A 22657-nucleotide genomic window follows, 5' to 3' on the forward strand; every position below is an offset into this window, starting at 1 on the left:
CGCGGAAGCGGTGGCGCTCAGTCCATCGCTTCCGCCGCGAGGCGCGGAACGTCGTCGCCCAGGCCGAGCACGGCCAGCGCATCGGCGGAGCCGTACTGGTCGAGGCCTTCCTGACGAACCGACATCCCGTCGAGGACTGCCGGCTCAGAGTGCCGAGGGGGGGCGTGCCCGGCGCCGCACAGCGTCTCCTTGACCGGACCGGACCGGACCGGACCGGACCGGACCGGAAACGACCGGACGCCTCCTGTCGTGAAATGGCAGCAGCGGGAGCGGGCCCCGAGGTCCGGGCCCCGCTCCCACGCGGCACTACCCGGCCGCCATCAACCGAACGACGGGACGATCTTCTTCTTGCCGCCCTGTTTCTTCCACGAGATGCGGGCGTCGAAGGTCTTGCCCTTGGCCGAGACGAAACCCGTGCCCTGGATGGTCTTACCGGCCGCCAGGTCCTTGCGCTGCGCATCGGTGAAGGTCACCTGGCACCAGGACCGCGGTGGCTCGTCGTCGGAGCCGAAATCAGGGATGATCTTCCTGGCCTGCGCGTCCCAGGTGACCTTGCAACCGAAGGTCTTGCGAGTCCGCGCGCTGACGAAGTCGTCGATTTCCAGCGCTTGGCCCGCCAGCAGCGCCGCGACCTCCGCCGGCGTGAACGTCCGGCCAGACCACTTCGTCGGCTTGTCCGGCACCTCCAGCCGGAACCCGACGAACTTGCGACCCCTGAAGGTGCCCACGCCGAGCGCACCGGTGGCCGGGAAGGGCTTGTTCTCCTTCGACCTCGCCTCGAACGAGATCGTTTCGCCCGCGAGCAGCTTTGCCACCTCGTCATCGCTGAACTCGTGGCCCGACCAGACCTTCTTGAAGACGACCCTCTTCGGGCCACCTGGAGCGGCCTGCCACACGCCCTCGGCGCGGGCGGCGCCGAGCTGGTCTTCCAGGCCCAGCTCGGCGCGCATGGTTGATGCGTTCTTCGTCATCGTGGCGAGCTCATTTCGCCGGCTTGCGCCGGCCTGAGCTTCCGGCCCTTCTCGGTCGTCAGCGGGTACTTCGCCTTGTCGCTGGGGCCCAGCCCGGCCTTGCCGTACTTGCGCTCGACTTCGTCCAGCGACGAGGGAACCCCCGGACCCGGACCCGGACCTCGGGGCGCGAGGCCGGCGCGGCCATGCCCGCACACCCGGGTCCTGGACACAGAGACCTGACAACCCCACGCCCTGCCGCGCTGACGGACGGAAGAGGGCTTCTCCTTGCTCCTCGCGGTCATCGGATCGGCCGCCCTTCCCGCTCGCGTTCGAGCCTCGACTGCTTCCTGGTCGCCTCACGGGCCATGTCCCGGAGATGGATCGCCTCCTTGTGTGTGATCGGCGCGTCATGAAGGTTGTGCGAGCCCCGCAGGAAGTTCTCCGTGCGGTCGGCGATGGAGTATGCGAGCGCCTGCTCGATCACCGCGCTGGTCTGGCGCACCTCGTCCAGCTCGTCGCGCACCTTGCGCAACAGCCCGTCCCGCTCGCGTTCGACAGCCTCGATGCTCATCAACCGTGTCAACACGCTGCCCAGCAGCGGGTCGCGGGAGCGGAACAGTTCCACGGCGCGCTCGGTGGCGGGATCGGCATCAAGGCGCAGGTCGAGCTGTGCCAACAGGAACGCCATCACCAGCGTGCCCTGGCTCAGCCGCCGGCTGAACTCCCGAGCGGCGCTGTCGCTCACGCCCAGCTCACGGACCGCGGCTGCTCGCAGCTGCTCCCGGAGCGCGTTCATGACGCTCTCGGGCAGCGCCTTGATGTGAGGCTGGCTCTGCATGCCGACGAGCCGGAAGCCGGACTGGGGGAGCGTGGCGGTCTCGGCTGTGCTGCCCGAGCCCCTCTTCGAGGGCGCGCTCTGCGCGGCGCGCCGATCACCGGTGAACTGCAGCGATCCGGGCCCCACCTGCTCGGGCTCGTCCGGTGGGGCGATGTCGTCGGCCGCAGGGCCCGCCGGCACACCGCCCGGGAGCACCCCGTCAGCGGTGTTCTGCCCGCCGCCGGCGCCACCGCGCTGATGGGATCTGCCGGCGCGTTCGGAGTTGCCGACGTCGGGCTCGCGGTCCTGCTCCAGGTTCGGGCGATCCGTTCCGGCTTCCCCGTCGAGGTCAGCCCGCGGACCTTCGACCCCGAGTTGAGAGTCGGTGGCCCCGGTCTCATCGAACCGCACCTCCGGCTCGGGTGTTGGCGCCGCAGGCCCAGGCCGTGCGGCCTGAGCCTGGACGCGCTTCAACTCCTCGCTTCCACCCCGCCGGTAGGCGTCGAGGAAGGACGTGTCCACATCCATCACCTCGTCGGTGGGCGTGGCCGCCTCCAGCATCTCTGCGAAGTCCCGGCTCATACGAGCTCACCGTCCTCCTCGTCGAGCAGGTAGTTGTCGCCGCGGGTGAGCCCGATCAGCGAGTCGAAGCCCGTGGTGACGACGCGTTCGAGGTTCGCCGAGTTCCTCGCCAGCGCCGCGACCTGATCGACGAGCTCATTGAGCCGCGCGATCTCCAGGGTCGGCAGGTCATAGTCGAGGTTCTCGCGCCGGATCTTCTCGACCACCGCCTCGGCCACGTACTCGCTCACCGAGGAGAACCCGCGCTTGTCGGCCCAGTACTCCGCGCGCTGCTTCTCGTCCGAGCTCAGCCGGACGAACATGCCCTGGCGGCCACCGCTGCTGCCCTGTGTCCCGCCCGAGGGCTTTTTCCTCGCGCCGCGCAGAGGTTGCGTCGTCTTGTCCAACTCGTGTGCGGCAGTCATCTGCGGCTTCTCCATGCCTTGCCTCGCCAATCCGTGAAGTCGCCCTATCGGCGCTGGTGGATAAGACATCTGCCACTCTTTTGGTTTCAGGTGGGCCAGTCTGATTGGTACCCGCTCAGGGTTCGGACTGGGGAGTCGGCGTCGCGTTCGCCGTGCAGTCGACAAGCTCCTGGGTGAACCTCGGGGATTGCCAGATCGCCTTGTCTTTGTCGTTCGGCACGTGGTCGACGATCGACCCGGTGCCGAGCGGCGCACCACCGGCGAGGAAGTGCAGCGTCTCCTGGCTGAAGCCTGCCTTGTACACCGAGGTCGCCAGGCACTGGCCGGCCGCCGCGTAGGTCTTCTTCTGGCTCTCGTCACGGGCGTAGGAGGAGAACATCGAGACCAGGCCCTTGGTGAGCTCGATGGAAGAGCTGACCGGCTGATTCGCGCGGACTGGGTAGGCGGGCGTCGGGTTCGGCGTGCCCACCACTGGCTTCGCGGCTGCCTCCGGCGGCGTGTAGCTCTGGGCCTTGGGGCTACCGCTGTTCGGAAGCACGGCCTCGCTGACGCATCCGTCGAAGGCCTCGCGCAGCGACCGCGAGGCCAGCAGAGCGGCGTCGTCCTCGCTCACCTTGCTCAGTCCGCCGATGACCGTGCCCATGTCGTCGCTGTCGGCCTTGATGATGTAGGCCAGCGCCTTCTCCGACACTCCCGCCTTCCGCACCGCGCTACCCAGGCAAGCTCCGCTGTTCTTTCCGGAGCTTCCGGCGCCCTGGAAGGCGAGCTTGTCCAGCGCCTTGCCGAGAGCCGTGTCGGCGACCTGGGCGGTGCTCGCGGTCGGGCTTGGTACAAGCGACGGCTGCGCCTCCTTGGCCGTTCCGCCGTTGCCGCTGGAGCACCCGGCGAGCACAGCGCCCGCAGCCAGCACCGCAGTGGAGAGTCCAACCTTCCTCGTCCTCCAGGTCCTCATCTCTTCTCGCCTCGCATCCCCTGTTGCCGACCAGTCTGATTGGATCCACTGGTCTCTGAGGGTATCTTATTCGAGTGACCATTCAATCGTGGTCTGTGGTGAGTCGGAATGTCGCGCGATAGGGGTTGTAGAGGCTGCACAGAGCGGGACTCGGTTGCGCAGAGTGGCTGCGGGCCCGTCTGGCGCTTGGGGATCAACAGAGTTGATCCGGAGGGCTCTGCGAAAGCAAGGCGCAGCCTGGTGCAAGGAACGGCCGTGCCTCGCAGTCCAGATCGCCTCGACCTGCTGCGGTCGGCTCCCTGGGAGAGCGCCGGGCAATGCACGGCGCGCACCACCCAGACCTTGGCGTTGCCTGGGGTGCGACCCGCCAGGGCGCAGCAAGCGCCGGCCCCAACCGGTCAGCACCGAGGCTGTGAACCCATCCCGGTGGTGAGTTGCCACCACCGCGAACCGCAAGGTCCACGAGGCACCCGAGGACCTCACATTCGACACGAGCGCAGATGCCGCCGCCGGCGTCTTCCGCACCGCCAACACCACCACGACGGACGGAGACACGACATGGTGCTCGCGATCGGCGCGCTGCTCGGCTGCGTGGCCACTCTGCTCGCCCTCGCCATCCGGCGCAGCCTGATCCGGACGCCGCACTGCGGGTGGTGCGCGACCGCCTCGAACTGGCCCACCTCCCAGCACGACGCCCTGCTCTGCCGCGGCTACGTCCAGGACCGCCGCCGCGAACGGCTGCGCGACATCAGGCACGGCCGTCCCGTCGAGGAGCCGAACCCGTGGGGCGAGGCGTACCTACTCGACGAAGAGATCGCCCAGCGAACGAAAGCCGACGCATGAGTGCCGCGACCACCTCGGCCGCCGCCGGTTTCGCCCAGGCGCTCCCGGGCCGGCCGCCGCATACCCGACCGACCCGGAAGGCACAGCACCCGTGATCGCCAACGTCACCGCCCCGGCGACAGGCGAGCAGCACCGGTCCCGATCGACCCCGGCCGGCCCGGCTGGGTGAACGCCCTGGTTCGGGGCGGGCGGGACACCTGCCGCGCCGCCCGGTGCCGCGGCGCTCTTTCACCCTGATCCGCCGGCCCGGTGTCATGCCGTCTGTCATTCCTCGTCTTCGCAATGGCCCTGGTGTTCCGGTTCATCACCGCAACGCTCCGCGGGGTCGAGATCACGGATCTCGGACACGTACAAGTCTTCAAGCCGTGAACGTCTGCGGGATGGTGACGGCTGCCGGGAGCTGTGGCTCTTGTCCGCCGGCCCGGCGGACCTTGACGGTGTCCATGACCTTCTCGAAGAGGGTTCAGTCGGCGTTGCCGCCGGTGAAGACGAAGCCGAGAGGCCGGCCGCGGCCGTCGCAGGGCAGGTGGACTTTCGTGGTCAGTGCGCCTGGGGAGCGTCCAAGGGCGTGATCACGCATTTCGTCGCGCCGCCCTGCCCCTCTTCACGGGCGCCCACGGCATGCTGGTGGGCCCGCGGGACCGTGGAGTCGACCGACACCAGCCAGCCGTCACCGATCGCGTCCCTCATGGCCTGGGCGGGCGGCATTCGCGTGAACGTCCGGTCCAGCACCCACCTGCGGAAACGGGTGTAGATGGTCCTCCAGGGCGCGTACCGTGCCGACACGTCGCGCCGACCCCCTCCGCGGCTTCCACACGATTTCGTTCAGCACCCGCCGGCCGTCCAACCCCGTTGCCGGGCTGGGGGGCGTCGCGCCGTGGTCTGGTCGGGAGCGGTCGGTTGCTCGCGAGGAGCGTGATTTTGATCGGCGAAGCCGATCCGGAGTTCGGAGTGACGAGGTATTCGGTCAGCGTAGCTGTCCCGGAACTCGTCGGGTCTTGATGACGTGCCGTTCCGACATGATCCCGCATCAGCACCCTTAGACGGTAGGCCTTGGCGCAGGAGCCAGAGGACATCACGCCGTGGTCTGGCCGGGAGCGGCCGGATTGCTCGGCGAAGAACGCGAGGTCGATCGGCGAAGCCGATCCGGGGCTCGGAATGACGGCGCATTCGATCAGCGCAGCTGATTCGGGTGAAGCACTGGAAGAGAAGATCATCTGATCGGCGAAGCCGATCCGGATGGGGACATGGCGGACAACTCAATCTCAGCCCGATCAGCCAACTGCGCTCGGACGACGTCGTCGATCCGGGCGCTTTGCTGTATCCGATGAGAAAAACTCAGGCCGAACGCTCCGAACAACGGACAGCGGGGCCAATCGTCGGCGCGGCCCAGACAGTTCTCGGCCAGAACCTGGCAGCAGTCGGTTCGGTGAAGTTCGAGGCCCTGTACGGCCGCGGGTGCGCATTTCGAAGCCGTCGGATTCGGTAGCGGGCGCATGGCAAAACGGCCCGTCTGGCTTTGTGTTGCACCCATCGGGGTTGGCCGCGACCAGGCCGGATCCCGCACTTGAACCCCTTTCCCTGAACACCCATGTAACGGCAGCGCTTTGTGCTGCCCGCGCAGTAGGAGGAGAAACCTGATGAATCACGAGTCCACGAAGTTGTCGGTCGCGTTCAGCGGGGCCGACAACACGAGTAAGACCACGCAGATCGGCCCGCCGGCCCGCCGGACCGGTCCGGCTGCGGCGCCCGCCGGCGCCCTGCACGACCACGACTCTTCTGCGAAGGACGCCACTACCGGCTTCCCGCCGGCCAAGCAGGTGGCCGTGATACTTCCCCGACCGGCGAGGACGGCGGGACCGTGGTCCGACAACGACCGTCTCGCCTCGGTCCTGACCGAACTTGTGGGCACCCGTGTCACGGTCGTCGAACTCCAGGACACGGACACGGACACCGATCTCCGGTCGCTGCCGGACCGTACCGCCTTCGCCTCCGTGCTGTGGTGCCAGCTGAGGGCACTGCCCACCGCCGAGTGCAGCCGTGCCCTCCTTGACGACCAGGGAATCAGGGTGTGGACGGGCAAGGAGGCCGACGAGGGAGCCGCCTACAGCTTCGGACATCTTGCTCTGCGCGCCCACGCCGCCTGCATCGTCAACTGCCCGCCGCGCGCCAAGGCAACCGTGATCGAGACTGTCCGGCACCTCATCGAGGAGCATCACGTTCCGTTCCACGGACGTGAGCACGGACTGGTGCCCCTGACCGACGGCGACCAGCGGGCACGGCTCCTGCTCGGAGGGAAGGACGTGTCGCTGCGCAGACTTGCTCCCGTCTTGCCGGAAGTGCATGTCGACCGTGGCCACACGCTCACCTGGACGGCGTGGCAAGACAACCGGGCAGCCGCACTCCGCGACATCCGCCGCGTCTACGGCACCTCGCCCGTGATCGTCCGCAGCTGCGCCGTTGCCGAAGACTCCTGGGAGCGCTCGGCCGCCGGCGAATACGACAGTGTGCCTGTGACCGGTGGCGGTGACACGCTTCTGGCCCAGGCGATCACCAAGGTGTTCGCCTCCTACCCGGCCCCCGACGCCGCCAACAAGGTGCTCGTCCAGCGCTTTCTGCAGCCGGTGCTCGCCGCCGCAGTGGTGACCACCCGCACAGTGTCCGGAGCGCCCTACTACGTGGCGGCGCTCGACAGCACCTCAGGGCGCACGGACACGGTCACCAGCGGCACCGGAGACCACGTCGACACCTGGTACGTCCACCGGGACAGCCTGGGGCGTGTTCTGGAGAACCCGTCCGCTCACGGCCTGCCGGACTTCGCCGCCCGCGTTTTGGGGGCAGCGGCCCAGACGGAGGATGCGGCAGGGACGAACCGCCTCGACACCGAACTGGCGATCACCGAAGACGGCGTGCACCTGCTGCAGGTCAGGCCGCTTGCCGCGGGGCGGGGCCGGACGACCGACGACGCCCAGATTACCGCCATCCTGTCGGCAGCCCGGCGGAGAGTCGAGGACATGAGCATCTCGGACAACCGTCTGCTCGGAGACCGGCCCGCCCTGTCCTGTATGGCGGACTGGAACCCTGCCGAGATGCTGGGCCGGCGACCTCGCCCGCTCTCCATCTCGCTCTACCGCCACTTCATCACCGATTTGTCATGGGCACGGCAGCGAAAGGAGTACGGGTACCGCGATCTGCGTGGTGTCCCGCTCATGCACACCCTGGCCGGACACCCCTACATCGACGTGCGCGCGTCGTTGGCCTCCTTCCTGCCGGCCGACCTCAGTGAGAAGCAGGCGCGCGAGGTGCTCCAGGCACAGATCGCGCGACTGAGCCAGGACCCGGACTCGCACGACAAGATCGAATTCGAGATCGCGGCCACCTGCTGGACGCCCGATCTGAGCCAGCGCACCTCCTACCTCACACAGTCGGGAGTCGGCCAGACGACCCTCGACAACCTGCACGACCATCTCCTGCGCATCACGCGGACCGGCATCGCCCGGCTGACGGGCGACATGAACGATCTCGCCCAGCTGGGTCTGCCGACGGAGAAGGACACCCACCCCAGTCGCCTCGAGGCCACCCTCGAACGGACGCGCCGCGCGGGCCAGGTCTTCGCTCATCTCGCCCGCGCCGGCTTCGTAGCCGTCGACCTGCTGCGCTCGCTGCGCGAGGCGGGGCAGGCCGACCGCTACGACGACTGGATGCGTGGTCTCGGGACCGTCACCACGCACATGCAGCGCGACGCCGCCGAGGTTGCCGCAGGTCGCCTGAGCTGGGAGACGTTCGTCGACCGGAACCGATGGATCCGACCCGGTACCTACGACCTCACGGTCCCCAGTTATGGGCAGGACCCGGAAGGCTACCTCCGCCCTCTGCTGGACCAGGTCTACCACGTCGAACCTCTTTGCGGCGCTCCGTGGTCCCCAGAGCTCAGCCACCAGGTCTCCGGCGTACTGGAGCCCCTGGGGATCGATGCGGACGGTGCGGAGGACTTCTTCCGCAAAGCCATAACCGCCCGCGAACACGGCAAGGCCGTCTACGCGGCATGGGTCAGCGCCTCACTGGAAACCATCGCGACGCTGGGTGGAACCGCTGGCCTGAGCCGCGACGACATCACCCACCTCACCATCGCCGACCTCCTGACCACACCCTCGGACACCTGGCCTGCGACCGTACTTCGCCGTCGGGCCATTGGGGCCGCGGAGGCGCAGGTGGAACTGCCCGAGGTCATCACCGACACCGGCGACCTGCACTGCTTCCGCCGGGGATCGGGGCGCACGAACTTCATCGGCACCGGACGCGTGGACGGACGTGTGCACGCTGCTCCCGCACCGGCCAGCCCGCCGGAGTCCGGCAGCATCATCGTCATCGAATCCGCCGACCCCGGCTACGACTGGATCTTCGCTCACCGGCCGGGAGCACTGGTGACCGCATACGGCGGGGCCAACAGCCACATGGCCATCCGGTGCGCAGAACTCGGCATCCCGGCAGCCATCGGAGCCGGCCCCCAGTCCCATGCCGCCTGCGCCGTCGCCGACCGCCTGGTCGTCGACTGCGACGCACGCCGACTGGAGGTGATCCGGTGAAGGAACCTGGATGGATCGCGATCACACAGCGCCACGTCCCCTACCCGCACCGATCCGAAGAAGGCGACTACCTGGACCGCCAGTGGTACGCCCTGGAAGCGGTCAGCAACCGACGCCTCCTGGCCGTACCGAACAATCTCCCCCTCGCTCAGCGCACACTGCGGGGCCTGCCCCTGGCGGCTGTGATCCTCACCGGCGGCAACGATCTGCCGTCCGTCCCGGACCCGAACGACGTGGCTCCTGAACGAGACCGCGTCGAAACGTGGCTCCTTGAGCAGGCGGAGGAACTGCGGACACCAGTCATCGGCATCTGCCGTGGTGCTCAATCCATCGCCCACCGCTTCGGTGCCCGGCTCGTGGACGGACAGCACGGCCACTCCGGTACCCGCCACCACGTCCGAAGCACAGGTGACGCCCCCTGGCCGTGGCCCGAGCAGTTCACTGTCGCCTCCCACCACCGCTGGGCCATCCCAGCCGATGGTCTGCCCGAACAACTGCGCCCCCTCGCCCTGGCGGAGGACGACACCGTCGAGGCGTTCGCCCACCGTGACCTGCCCTGGTGGGGACTGATGTGGCACCCCGAGCGAGAGTTTCCCGCAGGTCCCGCCGCTGATGCCCTCACCTTCATCCTCAACCACTCCACGAATCCGTCCCACTGATCCCAGACAAAGGAGCACCCGCACATGCGCACCATCATCCTCGCGGCCGGCCGCGGTTCACGTCTCGGTCCGCTCACCGACCAGCGCCCCAAATCCCTCGTGCCGCTGGCCGGAATCCCCCTGCTGACCCGGCTTCTCAACGCCCTCCGTACCGCGGGGCTGAGTGACATCACCATCGTCACCGGCTACCAGTCGGACCTCATCAACAAGGCTGCTCCCGGCTGCCGGACCCTGCACAGCCCCCGGTGGGCCCACACCAACATGGCCGCCAGCCTCCTGGTGGCCGCAGACGCGGGCCTGCTGGAGGACGGCGCTGTCATCTCCTACAGCGACATCGTTGTTGAGCCTCGCGTCGTGACCACTCTGCTGAGCGCCCCGCGCGCTCCGCTGACCCTGCCAGTCAACACCGCCTGGCTCGATGTGTGGAGCGAGCGCATGGCGGATCCCCTTGCCGACGCGGAACGCCTCATCCTCGACGCCAACGGAAGGTTGCTGGACATCGGCGGCGCCCCTCGTGGCCTGCACGAGGTGCATGCGCAGTTCATGGGACTCCTGCGTCTGGACCCGGACGGCGCCCGACAGCTCATCTCCTTCTACCGCGACGCCCTCGACGCCGACAGTGCAGCCGAGCACTGGGACACCACCACTCTCCTCAGCGCCTGGCTGAACGCCGGCGGAACAGCTCACACCGTGCCTGTCCGCGGCGGCTGGCTGGAGGTCGACACCCCCGAGGACAAGGACCGCTACGAGGAACTGCACCGCCTTGGGCGCCTGGCCGCCATCTGCGCACTCGACACCACCGAAAAGGACGGCGACAACCGATGACGAACACCCTCCCCAGCACCACACTCCCGACGGCTGTGCACTTCAGCGGTCTCGGTGGCAAGGGAATCGCCCCTGCCGCCTCCCTGGCCTTGGCCGCCGGCATGCGAGTGACCGGCGACGACCTGGTGCCCAACCACCGCACTGACATCTTCACCGCCCACGGCGTACCGGTGGCTCTCGGCGTCAATCACATGCCCCGTGACGTCGACCTGCTCGTCTCCAGTGCGGCTGTGCCCGTGAACACGGCTGCCCCCATCCACCAGATGGGGCGGCTGGAATTCGTCCAGCACCTGTTCTCCGAGCACCGCAAGCGCATCCTGGCCGTCGCCGGATCGCTGGGCAAGTCCACTGCCGCAGCCATGGTTCACCGCATCCTGTCCCGTGTCGCTCCCTCCGCCTACATCGGAGCCGACGTGCCGGGGCTGCTGTGCGGCGGAGAACTCACGACCGGGGAATGGGCCGTGGTCGAAGCCTGCGAGTACCGCAGTGCCTACAGCGCACTGACCCCTGAGATCGTGATCGCCCTGAACATGGTGCAGAACCACGAGGACGATCTCGGCGCCGGAACGGCCGGGTTCGAGCGGAGCATGACCAGGTTTCTCACCGAAGGACCCACTCCTCCCGGCCTGATCGTCATGCCCTCCGAGGTGGCAGGCCTGATGTCCCCCCACCTCGCCGCTGCCGGAACTGCCGGGCAGATCGAGGTGATCGGGGCCGGCGGTCCGTGGCAGGTTCACGTTCTGCGGCAGGACACCAAGGGCTCCACCTTCCGGCTCACCCATGGCGGGCGCGATGCCGGAACGTGGACCGTCCCCGCTCCCGGACCACATCTGATTCCCGGCGCAGCCTGCGGCATCGTCTCCGCGCTGCACCTCGGGCTCCAGACGAGCGACATTGCCGCCGGACTGGCTGACTTCCGTCTGCCGGGACGGCGCATGAGCGTCGTGCACTCGGACGAGCGACTGGTCGTCGTGGACGACAACGCACGTCAGCCGGATCAGGTCCGTGCCCTCATCCAGGCACTCCGCCAGGCCCACCCCGACCGGACCCTCGTCGTCGCGGTGGCCCCTTGGGGACGCCGCAACAAGCGGGACCTGACCGCCTGGCCGGAAGCGCTGTCCGGGGCAGACGCGGTATGGGTCCTGCCTGTCGGCGACAACGCGGCCCCGGGAGGGGAGGACCCGGACGCTGATGTCCGGCTTACCGCGTTGCTTCGCCGCTCGGGAACCGTCGCACACGCCATCGAGAATGACATGGACCTGCCAATTCCGGGAGGTGGTGCGAAGGGCCTCGTCATCGCCACCGCCGGCTACGACGCCAATGCAGCCGAATTCGCCACGCTGCACCGGCAGGCCGTCAACGCCCTCGGCAGTCCCGCACAGGAAGCCGGAGAGTAGATGTCCACCCGCCACCGACCGGCACGCTTCACCGCCCTGCTGGTCACTACGCGCGAAGGGGCCGTCCTGCTCACGCAGGGCGGCCCCCGCCCCGGGGACCTACCCCACAGCAGAATTCGGACCCACGAGAACCCCTACAGCGCAGCACGACGTCTGGCAGCCGGCCTGAACCTCTCCCTCGCAGAGACAACGCTCCTGGCCGTCGACGAAGCCGAGGGTTGCAACGGACCGCAGACCGTCCATGTCATGTCCGCACGCCTGTCTCCCGGCAGTGCTCCACCCTCAGCCGGACACTGCCTGACCCCAGTGGGTCAGGCAACCGCTGCCATGACACCCTCTGCCGCGTCACGGCTGAAAGCCGTATGCCGGGCAACGATCCTCAACACCATGTCGCCGACCCGCCAGGAGCCCCTGAGGCTTGTCGAGGGCCGCAACCTTCTCCAACACGCAACCAAAGCAGAGCGAACCCGATCCCGCTTCACCTGGCATCCCGGCCTCACACCGCCCGAAGAGATACCAGTGCAACAGACCTGGGGATGGCTCGTCGATCCACATGGCCGTGTTCTGGTGATGCTCGACCGGCACGGCGTTCCGAGCCTGCCGGGAGGGCGCCCCGAAGCCGGGGAGAGCCCCTGCGAAACCCTGGCCCGCGAGGCAGAGGAAGAAGTGCAAGCAAGGCTGAGCACCCCCTACCCGCTGGGCTATCAGCAAGTGCGGGAGCACGGCCGTCCGCCTTACGCTCAGTTGCGCATGGCAGCACTCCTGCGGGGCCTCGATTCCGCAGCCCCAGACCGCGACACCGGGGAGAAGTACCAACGGGTACTCATTCCTGCTCGACAGGCGAACCTGCTGCTCGGCTGGGGGCCGGAGGGAGACGCACAAGCACACGCAGTCTCACGGATCTGGCCTCCCCGCACGACACGTCCCGCCCAGTACGTGCCTGAAACCGGCCTGGAGTTCACCGAGGAATGACTGCAAGTGCTGCCTGGCCATCGGACCAGGCAGCACACGCCGCACCATGCACAGAGAGAAAACCGGCGGGCCTCCCCTGGGAGGGCGAACCCAGCCCAGACCCTCGACAGGGACTAAGCGGAACCAGAAGAACCAGAAAACGCAAAATTCCGGCGGACGATCGGCTGCAGGTAGTCCACTTGTTCCCCGGCAAGACGGGACAACTCGGCCTCGGAGTCGATCAGTGCGATCCTGTCGAGTTCAGAAGCCCGACCCTGTTCTCGCTCCGAGGACACCAAAGCCGCAAATCGTTGATGCAGGAATTCGGCGGGCAGAGCAGGGGCGCGAAACACAAAACCGACACTACCCCGCGCGCCACGCGTGACAACCCACAGAGACAGGGATTCGGGCAATGTGTCGATGCCGAGCTCCTCCATAAGCTCTCGTGCCGCATGTCGGCGCAGCGGAGCCACATCGAGAGACTCACCCCTAAGAGGGGGCTCCATGGAGCCCCCCGGCAGTTGCCATCGTCCGGGGGTGGACGTTGAAGAAGACATACGGGCCACCAAAAGACGTCCGTCCTCCGTCGGCTGGGCAACGCACACGAAAACGGATGAAACGGAGGGAGCGTCGGGAATCTGACGCAGCATACGGTATCTGTATGCCGCCCTTGCCCAGGAGAGAATCAAACTCCCTGGTTCCTTCCACTCTACATCCATGCAAGCTACTGTGGGCCCATCGAAAAGGTTCGGATTTTCCTGAACCGCTTCAGACCAAGCACGTTCCATCGTCAGGCGGTCTGGCTCAGAAATTGGGTGCCACGCCTTTTCGACAAAGCGGATGCGACGGACATCGAAAATCTCTACACCAGAGGATGCGTTAGTCACTGACCTATGCTCTCACATCGCGTGCGACGTGCGAGCAGATTGGTCCGGATCGAAGGATGGCGGTCTCTTTCCAGAACGTCCATGCCGGCCACAGCTACACCTTCAGGAGTCAGGTGCGCCGGCTGATCCTCGGCGTACGCCAGTGGGGCACACCGTGCAGACCGACCACGGAAGAGGTTTGATTTCTGAGCGCTGCAGATGATCCCTGGGGCGTGTCCCTGGAGATCTCTGCAGCTCCGACTTCCCCAGCACCCCGGTGCGCGCTCTGCCTTCGGGCAGGCGCGGCGCCGGGGTGCTGTGTTTTTTCGTGGCCCGCCCTACTCGCCCCGTGAAGGCAGTGAGCACAAGGGATCAGCAGAGCTGATCCGGATCCGACGTTGAAGAACATCCCTGTTCCGCCAGGAGCCGAACCATGAACTGCCCGAACTGCGCCAGCGATATGGAGTCGATCGCCTACGGCATCCGCGCTGGCAAGAAGGTCACGCACACGTGCTCCGAGTGCGGTTACAACGAAACACGCTGAGCGGCTGCTTCTCCCTTTCAACTGCGATCTAGAAGGAAACCGTGATCTTCGCCGAGGTGGTTGCCAAAACGCAGCCCCCCGGCCTTTGGCAGGGAGGGCGTGCGCCCGCTGGGCGCCGGCGACCCGGTCGCCGTGCGCGACCTGTATCCCGATCGAGCCAGGCAGATCGCTCCTTTCGTAGCCGTCGCCGTCGGCTCACCCATCGCCTGGTGCCTGCTGCGGCATCCGACAAGACCGGTATTGCGACAGCGGCCGACACGGCCGCTTTGGTTGTGGCGCCACTTCTGCGTCAACATCGGAGCCGCGCTCGCCGGATCACACGGGAGGTGCCTCGCTTCCACAGCGGGACTACCGACGCTGTTCTGGTCAACGCCTGCGCCCGCGCACTGTCCGGGAGCGCCGCGGTGCTTCTGCTCCCGCCCCGAAGAACCGGACCGGGCCTGGAGTACAGCCGGTCCCAGCTACTCGCACGCCCTGCCTGGCAGCCGCCTGTGGTTGCTCTCCCTGGCCAGCCTCTGTGCTCTCACCTACGCCGGCAGCGTCTTCACCGCACTGGCCGAAGCTCATGAACTCCGATGGTCTCGACGCGACCGCATACGGATGGACGCAGGTGGCCAGTGCAGCCGCCGTGCTCCTCCTTTCCCGCTGACCATCGACGAGTGGCCCAGGAACCTGCTCGTCGAACTGCACTGGCCGCAGCCGCGCACTCACCAGGCCTTACACGACCGTGGAAGACCACGACGTCGTCGTACCCAAGAGCGTGTCGGTGAATGAACAACGCGAGCAGCCGCAGCTCCGGCCGTTTCTGCATGATCAGCGGAGCTGATCCGGTCTGGCCTTCGGAAGATCACGTCCACGCCAGGAGTGCAGCCGTGAGCCAGGCGCTCCGCTGCAGAGCAGCGCCGGGGGTCTCACTGCCGAATCCATCACATCTTCCGGGGAGATCGCCATGCCCGGGCGCACCGAGCACACCCTCCTCTACTACATGTCGACGACGCCCTCGCCGAGCAGGGCGTCGCCGCAGTCGAAGGCGCGATCTCTGGCATCAGCCGTCGGCCGCTGGCCCGCGAGGTGGAGCGTCTGGACACCAGCACCCCGGGCTGGTTCGCCATGTTCCGCAGGCTGGTGCCCGTGGACTGGCTCATCGACGCAATGCGTGCCTCCGCCGCATGGGCACCGTCCCCGCCCTGCTCGGCGTGCTCTGGCTGCCACGCTGTCCAGTGTTCGTGGATGCGGCCCTTCTTGGCTCGGTGGGGGGTGGCGGCCGGGGGTCACAGGTCGGGCGGGGACGCCCCGGAGGGCCTGGCGGCCCTCCGGGGTGGTCTGGCGGGCGCCTTCGGCGCGTTCACCGCCAGACCATCCCGCGCGAGCGCGGGACGCCAGGCCGGGCGCCTTCGGCGCGTTCACCGGCCTGGTGGCTGGCCCTGCGCAGCAAGCTGCGCGCACCGGGCCAGCCATCACCGCCCTTTGCTGTGACCCCCGGCCGGCACTCCCCACCGGGCCCGCCAATAAACCGGCTTTGACCTGCGGTTTTCGCTGACTCGTGGTGCGAAATGCTGTAAAGTTTGTCTTGTCGGAAGGGGCGGCACACCCCGACCGGCGACCAGTGTCTAGGGAAGGAAATCGAATGACCCGTCAGCTACTCCCCGCCTCTCTGGAGAACCGACGCAGGGACATCCCGGTCGTGGACTCGCTCCCGGCGAAGGGGTTCCCGGGGTACGTGAACGGCCTCCGCCGCATGGGCACCGTCCACGACGTCTACGGCTGGACCAACGTGCTCGCGCACATCAACATGTCGGCCGACGAGGCATACGCCCTCACCGACAAGCGCAGCCCGCACGCCCTGTACGAGCTGATGCTCATGTCGGCCGGAACCGAGCCCCGTCCGGGGCTGCACGACCACTCGCCGGAGTTCGGCCGGGCGCTGGGGGTCATTGCGGCCCGGTTCGCGGAGCACTGCCGCGCCTACCAGCTGAGCCCGGTGGTCTCCTGGAGCTACGACCCCCACACCGTCGACCGCGAGTCCATCCAGGGCGAAAAGCGGTTCCACGCCCACCTTGTGGGCCGTACGCAGGCCGAGCGCGCGGCCGTCGCGGCGCGGGCGGTGCGGGCGGGGCGGCTCTCCCCCGTCCGGTCGCGCCGCATCGTCGAGGAGGCGTCCGTTCTGGGGGCGCTGATCAGCACGGACATCGTGGACGGGGACGCCCTGCGGGTGCTGGAGCCGGTACCGGCGCTCTCCACCCACACGGCCACCGCGACGGCGCAGTACCGCCTGCCGGACGGCTGGGAGAGCCTGGCCAGCCCGGATCTGCACGCCGACCTGACCTACATCCACCGCAAGCTGCGGCGGATGTACGACGAGATCACGCGCGTGTGCACCACCGGCACGGCCGGAATGTGGCGGCGGCCCGTGGTCCGGGAGTTCGACCCGCAGGACATCGACGTACCGCTGCGGACGGCGACCCGGGCGACGCTCGCGCACTACCTCCGGGGGCTGCGCCCCGAGCTTCTGTCCGAGCCCGTGGAGCGGTCGCGGAAGGCGTACGTCTACCCGCTCGCCGATCTCGCCTACGCGGTGACGATCGCCGAGCAGGACGCGGGGGTGTTCCTGCACCTGCGCACCAACGTGTTCAGCGACCTGGGGGGCGCAGGAATCAGCATCATGGACGGGGTGATCGTCAAGACGAAGAAGGGAGTGGGCGACATGAGCCCCGCAGAGACCGCCGGGCGAGCCGCGTTCCAGGGCGACTTCCTGCGGATGCTCCACCGCCACCCCCAGGCCGCACGAGCCCTGTTCCCCCGCCTGTAGAACCGCAGGGCCGGACCCGGTCACCGGGTCCGGCCCCCGGTCGGACCACCCGCCCCGCCCCCTTCGTGATGATCATGAAGGGGGCGGGCGCGCGGGAAAAGGACAGCCGCAAGCGGCTGGCGTCCGCCCCTTCAAGCTCCCTTCGGTCGCGGGGCGGACCCAGGGGAAACGCCGCCCCCTGAGTGGCCTGCGGCCACGGGCGGCTCTCTTCTGCCCTCCGGGCAGGCGCTGCGCGCCGGGCCCCTTGAAGCTCCCTTCGGTCGCGGGCCCGCCCCTGCGGGGCCAAGGAGCCGCCTCCGGCGGCACCCGAAGCGGCCTGCAGACCGACATGGACGGCTCAAAATGCTGTAAGGTTTTTTGTGTCAAACCTTGCAGAGATGAGGCGCACATGCGACGGGTCGCACTGTTCGGGCCCCCGGCCACCGGGAAATCGACGCTCGCCCGCTGGCTCTCGACGGAACTGAACGAACCCCACACCGACCTCGACGACATCCTGTTCACCCCCGAGGGGCCGCTGCCGCTGGAGGAGTTCCGCCGGCAGGCCGCAGCGATCACCGCGACCGACGGATGGATTGTCGAAGGGAACTTCTCCAAGCTCGCGGACGTCGTCTGGCACCGGGCCGACACCCTGATCTGGCTCGACTTCCCGCTGCCGCTGATCCTGTACCGGATCGTCCGCCGGAGCCTGCGCCAGCTTGCCGGCCGCGAGGACAGCGCCCAGGCCCGGCGCCTCACCTGGTCCGCGGCGTTCTTCGCCCGCCGGTCCCTGCTGCGCACCGCGATCCGCAAGTACCGGACCAACCGGCCCCGGTACGCCCGGCAGATAGCCGAGACCGCCGGCCTGGGGGTCGAGGTCGTACGGCTCCGCAGCCCGCGCCAAGTCCGGCGCTGGAGGCAGCAGACAGCGAAAGGGCCGGCGGAGAGCCGCTCACGAGCGGCCCGGCACACCACCGGCCCTTAACCAGCATCTCCACGACCAGCTGACGCCGGCGCGGGGAAGCACCCCCAGCATACAAGGCGCGCCGCCCCCGACAGCCCGAAGGAACCCTGTGATCCCCCGCAACCGCCCCGTGATCAACGAACGGGACATCGCCGAGAGAGCCGGCGTCCCCCTCACCACCTGGAGACGCCGGGACGCACCAGCTTTCCGGCAACGGGTACCCGCCCTCTTCGACGGCCGCGTACTCGTCTACGACCAGGCCCAGGTCCACGCCTACCTCAACGGACAGCCCATCCCCCCGCTGCCCGCCTCACCGCACCCCGACGACCTGCTCAACGACCAGGAAGCCGCAGCCCTCCTCGGAGTGACACCCGGCACCATCCGCGCGTACGCCAGCCAGAACTACCTCCCCAGAGGCACCACCGTTTACGGCCTCCGCCTCTGGACCCGCCAGGACATCGAAGCCCGCCGCGACACCCCGCCCCGCCAAGGGCAGGGCGGCGGACGCCCCCCGGGCAAGAGCGGCCCCACTAAGGCGCACGCCTACGCAGACGACCCCCGCCTCCGCCTCGCCGCACAAGCCCTCACTGCCTCACCGGACACCCCCCGCACGCGCCTCGCTGCCGCCCTGGCCGAGCAGCACGGCAGCTCCACCCGCACCTGGGAACGCCTCCTCGCCCAGGCCGCCCGCACCCCCGCCCAGTGACAGAAGTCCATCCATCACAAATCCGGCTGGGCCACCTTGCCGCCGCCAAGCACGCCGGCCGTGGCTGGGGCTGCACCTGCGGCGCGGACAACCCCAGCGACCACGACAACATCAGCGCTTGATGCGGCCACGGATGGCAAGGACGGCGAGGGCGAGGAGGGCGGGTTCGAGGACGCGGGAGGTCATCTCGATGTAGGTCCCGATGGTGGTCAGGTCCTGGCCGCTGGAGCGGAAGACCACGGAGTTGAGCGTGACGTTCAGGGCCTTGTCGAAGCGTTTGCCGGTGAACCTGTCCCCGGTGGGGTTCTTCACGTCCTGCTTGTCGATGACGAAGGTGACGGTGCCGCCGCCCGCCGGGACGGTGCCGGTGGCTTTCTGCTTCGGGGACGACATCGGCAGGCCGAAGGCCATCAGCAGCACGACGGTGGCGACCATGGCCGCGGCGAGCCAGCCCAGGGCGCGGCCGGCGCGCAGACCGTAGCCGGAGAGCAGCCAGTACGCCCACAGCAGGCGGCGTTCAGCTTTCGGAGTGCCGCTGCGGTCGTGCCGGCGCATCTCGCACTCGCCGTAGCAGAAGCCGGCGGCCCCGGGTTCGTTCTTGCCGTCCTCGAACGCCTTGCGGAGCTGCCGGTACAGGGGGGCGATGTCGTCGGGGTCCGGGGTAAGGACGGGGTCGGGGTGGTGCAGGCCGGTACGCCACCGGCCGAGCTCGGGCGGAGCGCCGACGGGGACAGAGAGCTGTCCGGCGGTCTGCGCCCGCCAGTGCTGCTCCTCGGCCAGCGTGCGCCGACGGGTCCAGCGGACCGGGGATATGCCCTTGCGGTGCCAGCCGGTGGGGGTGGAAGCGAGGGTGGTGCGGCCCTCCAGCCGGAGCTGGTCGAGGTGGAAGGCCCCGGAGAACAGGCAGTCGGACAGGTCGGTGTCGGTCAGCACCAGATGCGCGGCGTCCACCCCCTGCACCGACACCACTCGCACCGCCCCGCTCCCCGACAACGTGCTCTCGTCCACGATCGCGGTGAGGGCGAGAGGGGCCTCGAACACCGCATGCCCAAGATCCACAGAAGCATGGCGAACCCGGACGGTCGCGGTCGACTGCCAACGGGTCCGCGTACACATCACCTGTCTCGCCGCGACCTCCAGCATTACCGGTGCCCCGAACACCGCTCCCGACAAATCCACCGTCCCCCCGCACACCACCGGGCCCCACCACGAAGTCACCAAGAACTGCACCTCGCCGAACCAGGCGTTGCTGGAGAACCGCGCCCTGTCAAACCAGGCAGTGCCGGAGAACTGCGCCAGGTCGAACCCGGCCTCTCTGGAGAACCGCGCCCGGTCGAACCTGGCGGTGCCGGAGAACTGCGCCCGGCTGAACCCGGCCATGCCGGAGAACTGCGCTTCGCTGAACCAGGCGTCGCCGGTCCAGTCATCGGCCCCCTTTGACCGCCCGGACACTGACCGAGTCGATCGCGCAGCGCGACCAGTCCAGCTCGCCGTTCACACCAAGTCGATCGAGGACCACACGGTGCAGCTTGGCCCAGACCCGCGCCGTTGACCAGTCTGCGAAACGCCGGTGCACCGTCTGCCAGGAGGCACCGAAGACCGGCGGCAACTGCCGCCAAGTACAGCCCGAGGGGCGACGAAGATGATCGCGGCCAGGACCGCACGGTCGTCGCACCGCCGCCGACCTCCGCCTTGAGCACGTATCGGCGGCTCCGGCGCCACGTCCTGGAAGATCTCCCACAGCCCGTCCGGCACCAGTCGTTCAACCATGTCCATGCCCGGAGCAACGATCTATCGCCAATCAAGACACCGCCCTACTGTGCTTGCCCGCGGGCTTCGCGGCGAGGGCCTGCTGCTCGACGTGCCGTGCCGCGATGTACAGGCCCTCGCGGTTCAGGTGCCGCGAGTAGCTCGAGTCGAGGTAGAGCACGGGCACATCGCCGGCGGCCTTCAGAAGCGCAGGGTGCAGCAGGTGCTTGATGGGGCCCGAGCCGCCGCCGTAGACGTAGACGACCTCGGTCGTCGCACCGGCCTGGGAGAGGACGTCGCCGAAGGAAGAGACGATCTCGTCGACCAGGTAGCCGGCCTCGTCCTCGACGAAGCCGACGGCGCGCTGGTGACGATTCCTCACCAGCACAGACGGCTTCGCGTGGAGGAAGTCCGCCAGCTGCTTGCGCGAGGAGAACTGCAGCGTGGCGTCCGACTCACTCATGCGCTCCATGGCGTTCATCAGCGCGGTGCCGTAGCCCTCGTCGAGCGTGGCTGCCGCCTCGGGGTTGAAACGCCCATCGGTGAAGACCGGGAAGTTCACGGTGCCCTCACCGACATCGACACCGATGGTGTTCTGCACCGCCACCAGATCGGAGGCCGAGACCCCTTCCACCACGGATGCGTCGCGAGTGCGCAGATCATCGAGAAGAGCCTGGGCCAGCGGTTCGCCCTTGTCGGTGATGGCGAACTGCGCGGAGGCACCCTCGGCCATCACCTGAACGTCGACGAACTGCAGGCGCACCGAGACCGGGGTGCTGAAGTTCTTGATCGTCACCAGGTGCACCGCGGGGTCGGAGCTGCCCAGCAGGCCGATGAACTCTGCGGCGTAGGCGTGGCGGCGCGCGACGAACTCGGAGATCGGTAGCGCCAGGCCGGCGCGTACCTGCACGCGCAGCTCGTGAGCGGGCAGCGCGCCGTTCTCGCGGACGTAGTCGCGCAGGGCCTTCGCGGCGAAGACACCCAGGACCAGGACCTTGCTCAGCTCCTGATCAGCCTTGGAGTGCTTGCCCAGTACCTCGAACTCGGTGAACTTCGAGCCGCGCACGCTCAGCGCTGCCCGGCCGAAGATCCGGCGGTCCGACGCCGCCACCAGGGTTGTGGTGAGGGAGCAGTCGATCTGGTTGTAGAAGTCTCCGGCCATCACGGAGGCCGCATCCGCGTCGGGGAGCGGCACCTTCGGCGAGGTGCGGGACGTCGAGACGACTGCGCTGGGCAGATCGATCTCGTCGAAGATCTCCCGCTTCGTATTCTGGATGACGCCCTTGACGTAGCCGTTGCCGACGTCGATGCCGCCGGTGAGGGTGATGATGTCGTTGCTGTTGGCGCTCATGAATTCGGTCCCTCGGTGTCTGTGTCGTCTGCCTGGAAAATGAGATTCACCGCGTCACTCAGCGCCGAGTACTCGCCATGATTTCGTCAATGGAGGCCTGCTTCGGAGGCTCCGGGTTCGGGCCGGTGGCACTTACCGCAGGGTCCTCGACCGTCTCAACAGGTGTTGCAACCGGCTCGGGTCGGGCCACCGGCGCTGGTGCCGTCTTCTCGACGACGGCGTCGGCCTGGTCGGAGACCACGGGCTGTGGCCGCCGAACGGGCATGGCGGCCGGACGGCGCTCGGTGACCGCCTCGTCGTCCTCGCGCTGCTCGGTGCTCTCCAGGGGCGGCCGGCCGCGACGCGGCAGCTGCTCGACGGGCTTGTAGTAGACGTCGACGTATCCGTCGCGCTGAATGGACTCCCGAATGAGCAGTCGCAGCGACTGCGAGATGTTCTCCTGCTGATCGAGCCACTCGATCACCGAGGTGTCGGCAGCGGGCACGGTCCAGCGGACCTTGCGAGGTTCACTCGGCCGATTCGCCATCGCACCCACCTCGCCCTGCCACTCGCTCCTGCACTCCATCCGGTCGTTCGCGGGATGTCTCTCGCTTTGTCACATGGACTCACCACCCTTCATGTTCTCTTTTGAATGTGAATCGCTATGAGTCGACTCTAGTGTCCCTGTCGAAGCCCATGCAAGTCCCACTCGATACACGAGTCAGGCTCCATTGGTGTCGTAAG

At 68.1% G+C, this 22657-nt stretch carries 19 protein-coding genes and 1 pseudogene; 10 read left to right on the forward strand and 10 right to left on the reverse strand.

The window, feature by feature from the left end:
• Positions 1-320: 320 nt before the first annotated feature.
• The 4 genes from C0216_RS10990 to C0216_RS11005 all read right to left on the reverse strand — a co-directional run bounded on the left by C0216_RS10990 (position 321) and on the right by C0216_RS11005 (position 3666).
• Complete coding sequence (locus tag C0216_RS10990; protein WP_246042468.1) at positions 321-971, reverse strand: topoisomerase C-terminal repeat-containing protein; 651 nt, start codon at positions 969-971, stop codon at positions 321-323.
• A gap of 280 nt (positions 972-1251) precedes the next feature.
• Positions 1252-2352, reverse strand: coding sequence for a hypothetical protein (locus C0216_RS10995; RefSeq protein ID WP_114055091.1), 1101 nt, complete (start codon positions 2350-2352; stop codon positions 1252-1254).
• A complete protein-coding gene (locus tag C0216_RS11000; RefSeq protein WP_114058595.1) occupies positions 2349-2756 on the reverse strand; it encodes a hypothetical protein in 408 nt (135 codons plus the stop codon). Before C0216_RS11000 ends, C0216_RS10995 begins: the two co-directional genes overlap by 4 nt.
• A 115-nt stretch (positions 2757-2871) precedes the next feature.
• A complete protein-coding gene (locus tag C0216_RS11005; protein ID WP_246042470.1) occupies positions 2872-3666 on the reverse strand; it encodes a hypothetical protein in 795 nt (264 codons plus the stop codon).
• 600 nt (positions 3667-4266) lie between these two features.
• Here C0216_RS11005 and C0216_RS11010 point away from each other — a divergent pair.
• A complete protein-coding gene (locus C0216_RS11010; RefSeq protein WP_114055093.1) occupies positions 4267-4551 on the forward strand; it encodes a hypothetical protein in 285 nt (94 codons plus the stop codon).
• Positions 4552-5091: 540 nt separating this feature from the next.
• Here C0216_RS11010 and C0216_RS11015 read toward each other — a convergent pair.
• The gene (locus tag C0216_RS11015) at positions 5092-5337 is read right to left on the reverse strand and encodes a hypothetical protein (protein ID WP_114055094.1); all 246 of its coding nucleotides are present in this window, start codon (positions 5335-5337) and stop codon (positions 5092-5094) included.
• Positions 5338-5604: 267 nt separating this feature from the next.
• Between C0216_RS11015 and C0216_RS33395 the strand changes: the two genes are divergently transcribed.
• The 6 genes from C0216_RS33395 to C0216_RS33400 all read left to right on the forward strand — a co-directional run bounded on the left by C0216_RS33395 (position 5605) and on the right by C0216_RS33400 (position 12990).
• Complete coding sequence (locus C0216_RS33395; RefSeq protein WP_162793161.1) at positions 5605-5772, forward strand: hypothetical protein; 168 nt, start codon at positions 5605-5607, stop codon at positions 5770-5772.
• A gap of 419 nt (positions 5773-6191) precedes the next feature.
• Positions 6192-9137, forward strand: a complete 2946-nt coding sequence (locus tag C0216_RS11020; RefSeq protein WP_114055095.1) for a PEP-utilizing enzyme — start codon at positions 6192-6194, stop codon at positions 9135-9137.
• Entirely contained in the window at positions 9134-9796 is a 663-nt protein-coding gene (locus C0216_RS11025) for a gamma-glutamyl-gamma-aminobutyrate hydrolase family protein (protein WP_162793162.1), read from the forward strand. The genes C0216_RS11020 and C0216_RS11025 overlap by 4 nt, the downstream gene beginning before the upstream one ends.
• Positions 9797-9820: 24 nt before the next feature.
• On the forward strand, positions 9821-10621 hold the full coding sequence (locus C0216_RS11030) for an NTP transferase domain-containing protein (protein WP_114055097.1): 801 nt from the start codon (positions 9821-9823) through the stop codon (positions 10619-10621).
• Positions 10618-12018, forward strand: coding sequence for a glutamate ligase domain-containing protein (locus C0216_RS11035; protein WP_114055098.1), 1401 nt, complete (start codon positions 10618-10620; stop codon positions 12016-12018). The genes C0216_RS11030 and C0216_RS11035 overlap by 4 nt, the downstream gene beginning before the upstream one ends.
• A 387-nt stretch (positions 12019-12405) precedes the next feature.
• The gene (locus C0216_RS33400; RefSeq protein ID WP_162793163.1) at positions 12406-12990 is read left to right on the forward strand and encodes an NUDIX domain-containing protein; all 585 of its coding nucleotides are present in this window, start codon (positions 12406-12408) and stop codon (positions 12988-12990) included.
• Between the two features lie 113 nt (positions 12991-13103).
• On the opposite strand, the gene C0216_RS11045 is transcribed toward C0216_RS33400, so the two are convergent.
• Positions 13104-13856, reverse strand: coding sequence for an NUDIX hydrolase (locus C0216_RS11045; protein WP_246042472.1), 753 nt, complete (start codon positions 13854-13856; stop codon positions 13104-13106).
• Positions 13857-16006: 2150 nt separating this feature from the next.
• Between C0216_RS11045 and C0216_RS11055 the strand changes: the two genes are divergently transcribed.
• The 3 genes from C0216_RS11055 to C0216_RS11065 all read left to right on the forward strand — a co-directional run bounded on the left by C0216_RS11055 (position 16007) and on the right by C0216_RS11065 (position 18834).
• Positions 16007-17188 (forward strand): hypothetical protein, encoded by a 1182-nt coding sequence (locus C0216_RS11055; RefSeq protein ID WP_246042473.1) that lies wholly within the window; start codon positions 16007-16009, stop codon positions 17186-17188.
• 388 nt (positions 17189-17576) lie between these two features.
• Positions 17577-18149 (forward strand): adenylate kinase, encoded by a 573-nt coding sequence (locus C0216_RS11060; protein WP_114055103.1) that lies wholly within the window; start codon positions 17577-17579, stop codon positions 18147-18149.
• A gap of 88 nt (positions 18150-18237) precedes the next feature.
• Positions 18238-18834: a helix-turn-helix domain-containing protein gene (locus C0216_RS11065; RefSeq protein WP_114055104.1), complete on the forward strand. Its 597-nt coding sequence runs from the start codon at positions 18238-18240 to the stop codon at positions 18832-18834.
• Positions 18835-18945: 111 nt separating this feature from the next.
• Here the strand turns inward: C0216_RS11065 and C0216_RS11070 are convergent, their stop codons facing one another.
• From C0216_RS11070 to C0216_RS11085, 4 genes and pseudogenes are all read right to left on the reverse strand, one after another.
• Positions 18946-19875, reverse strand: a complete 930-nt coding sequence (locus C0216_RS11070; protein ID WP_342777148.1) for a hypothetical protein — start codon at positions 19873-19875, stop codon at positions 18946-18948.
• A 344-nt stretch (positions 19876-20219) separates the two neighbouring features.
• A pseudogene (locus C0216_RS11075) lies at positions 20220-20610 on the reverse strand (transposase); the annotation flags it as partial.
• A 25-nt stretch (positions 20611-20635) separates the two neighbouring features.
• On the reverse strand, positions 20636-21934 hold the full coding sequence (locus C0216_RS11080; RefSeq protein WP_114055105.1) for a ParM/StbA family protein: 1299 nt from the start codon (positions 21932-21934) through the stop codon (positions 20636-20638).
• Positions 21935-21992: 58 nt separating this feature from the next.
• A complete protein-coding gene (locus tag C0216_RS11085) occupies positions 21993-22418 on the reverse strand; it encodes a hypothetical protein (RefSeq protein WP_162793164.1) in 426 nt (141 codons plus the stop codon).
• Positions 22419-22657 lie beyond the last annotated feature (239 nt).

It is taken from the genome of Streptomyces globosus (assembly GCF_003325375.1).
GTDB classification, from domain to species: domain Bacteria; phylum Actinomycetota; class Actinomycetes; order Streptomycetales; family Streptomycetaceae; genus Streptomyces; species Streptomyces globosus_A.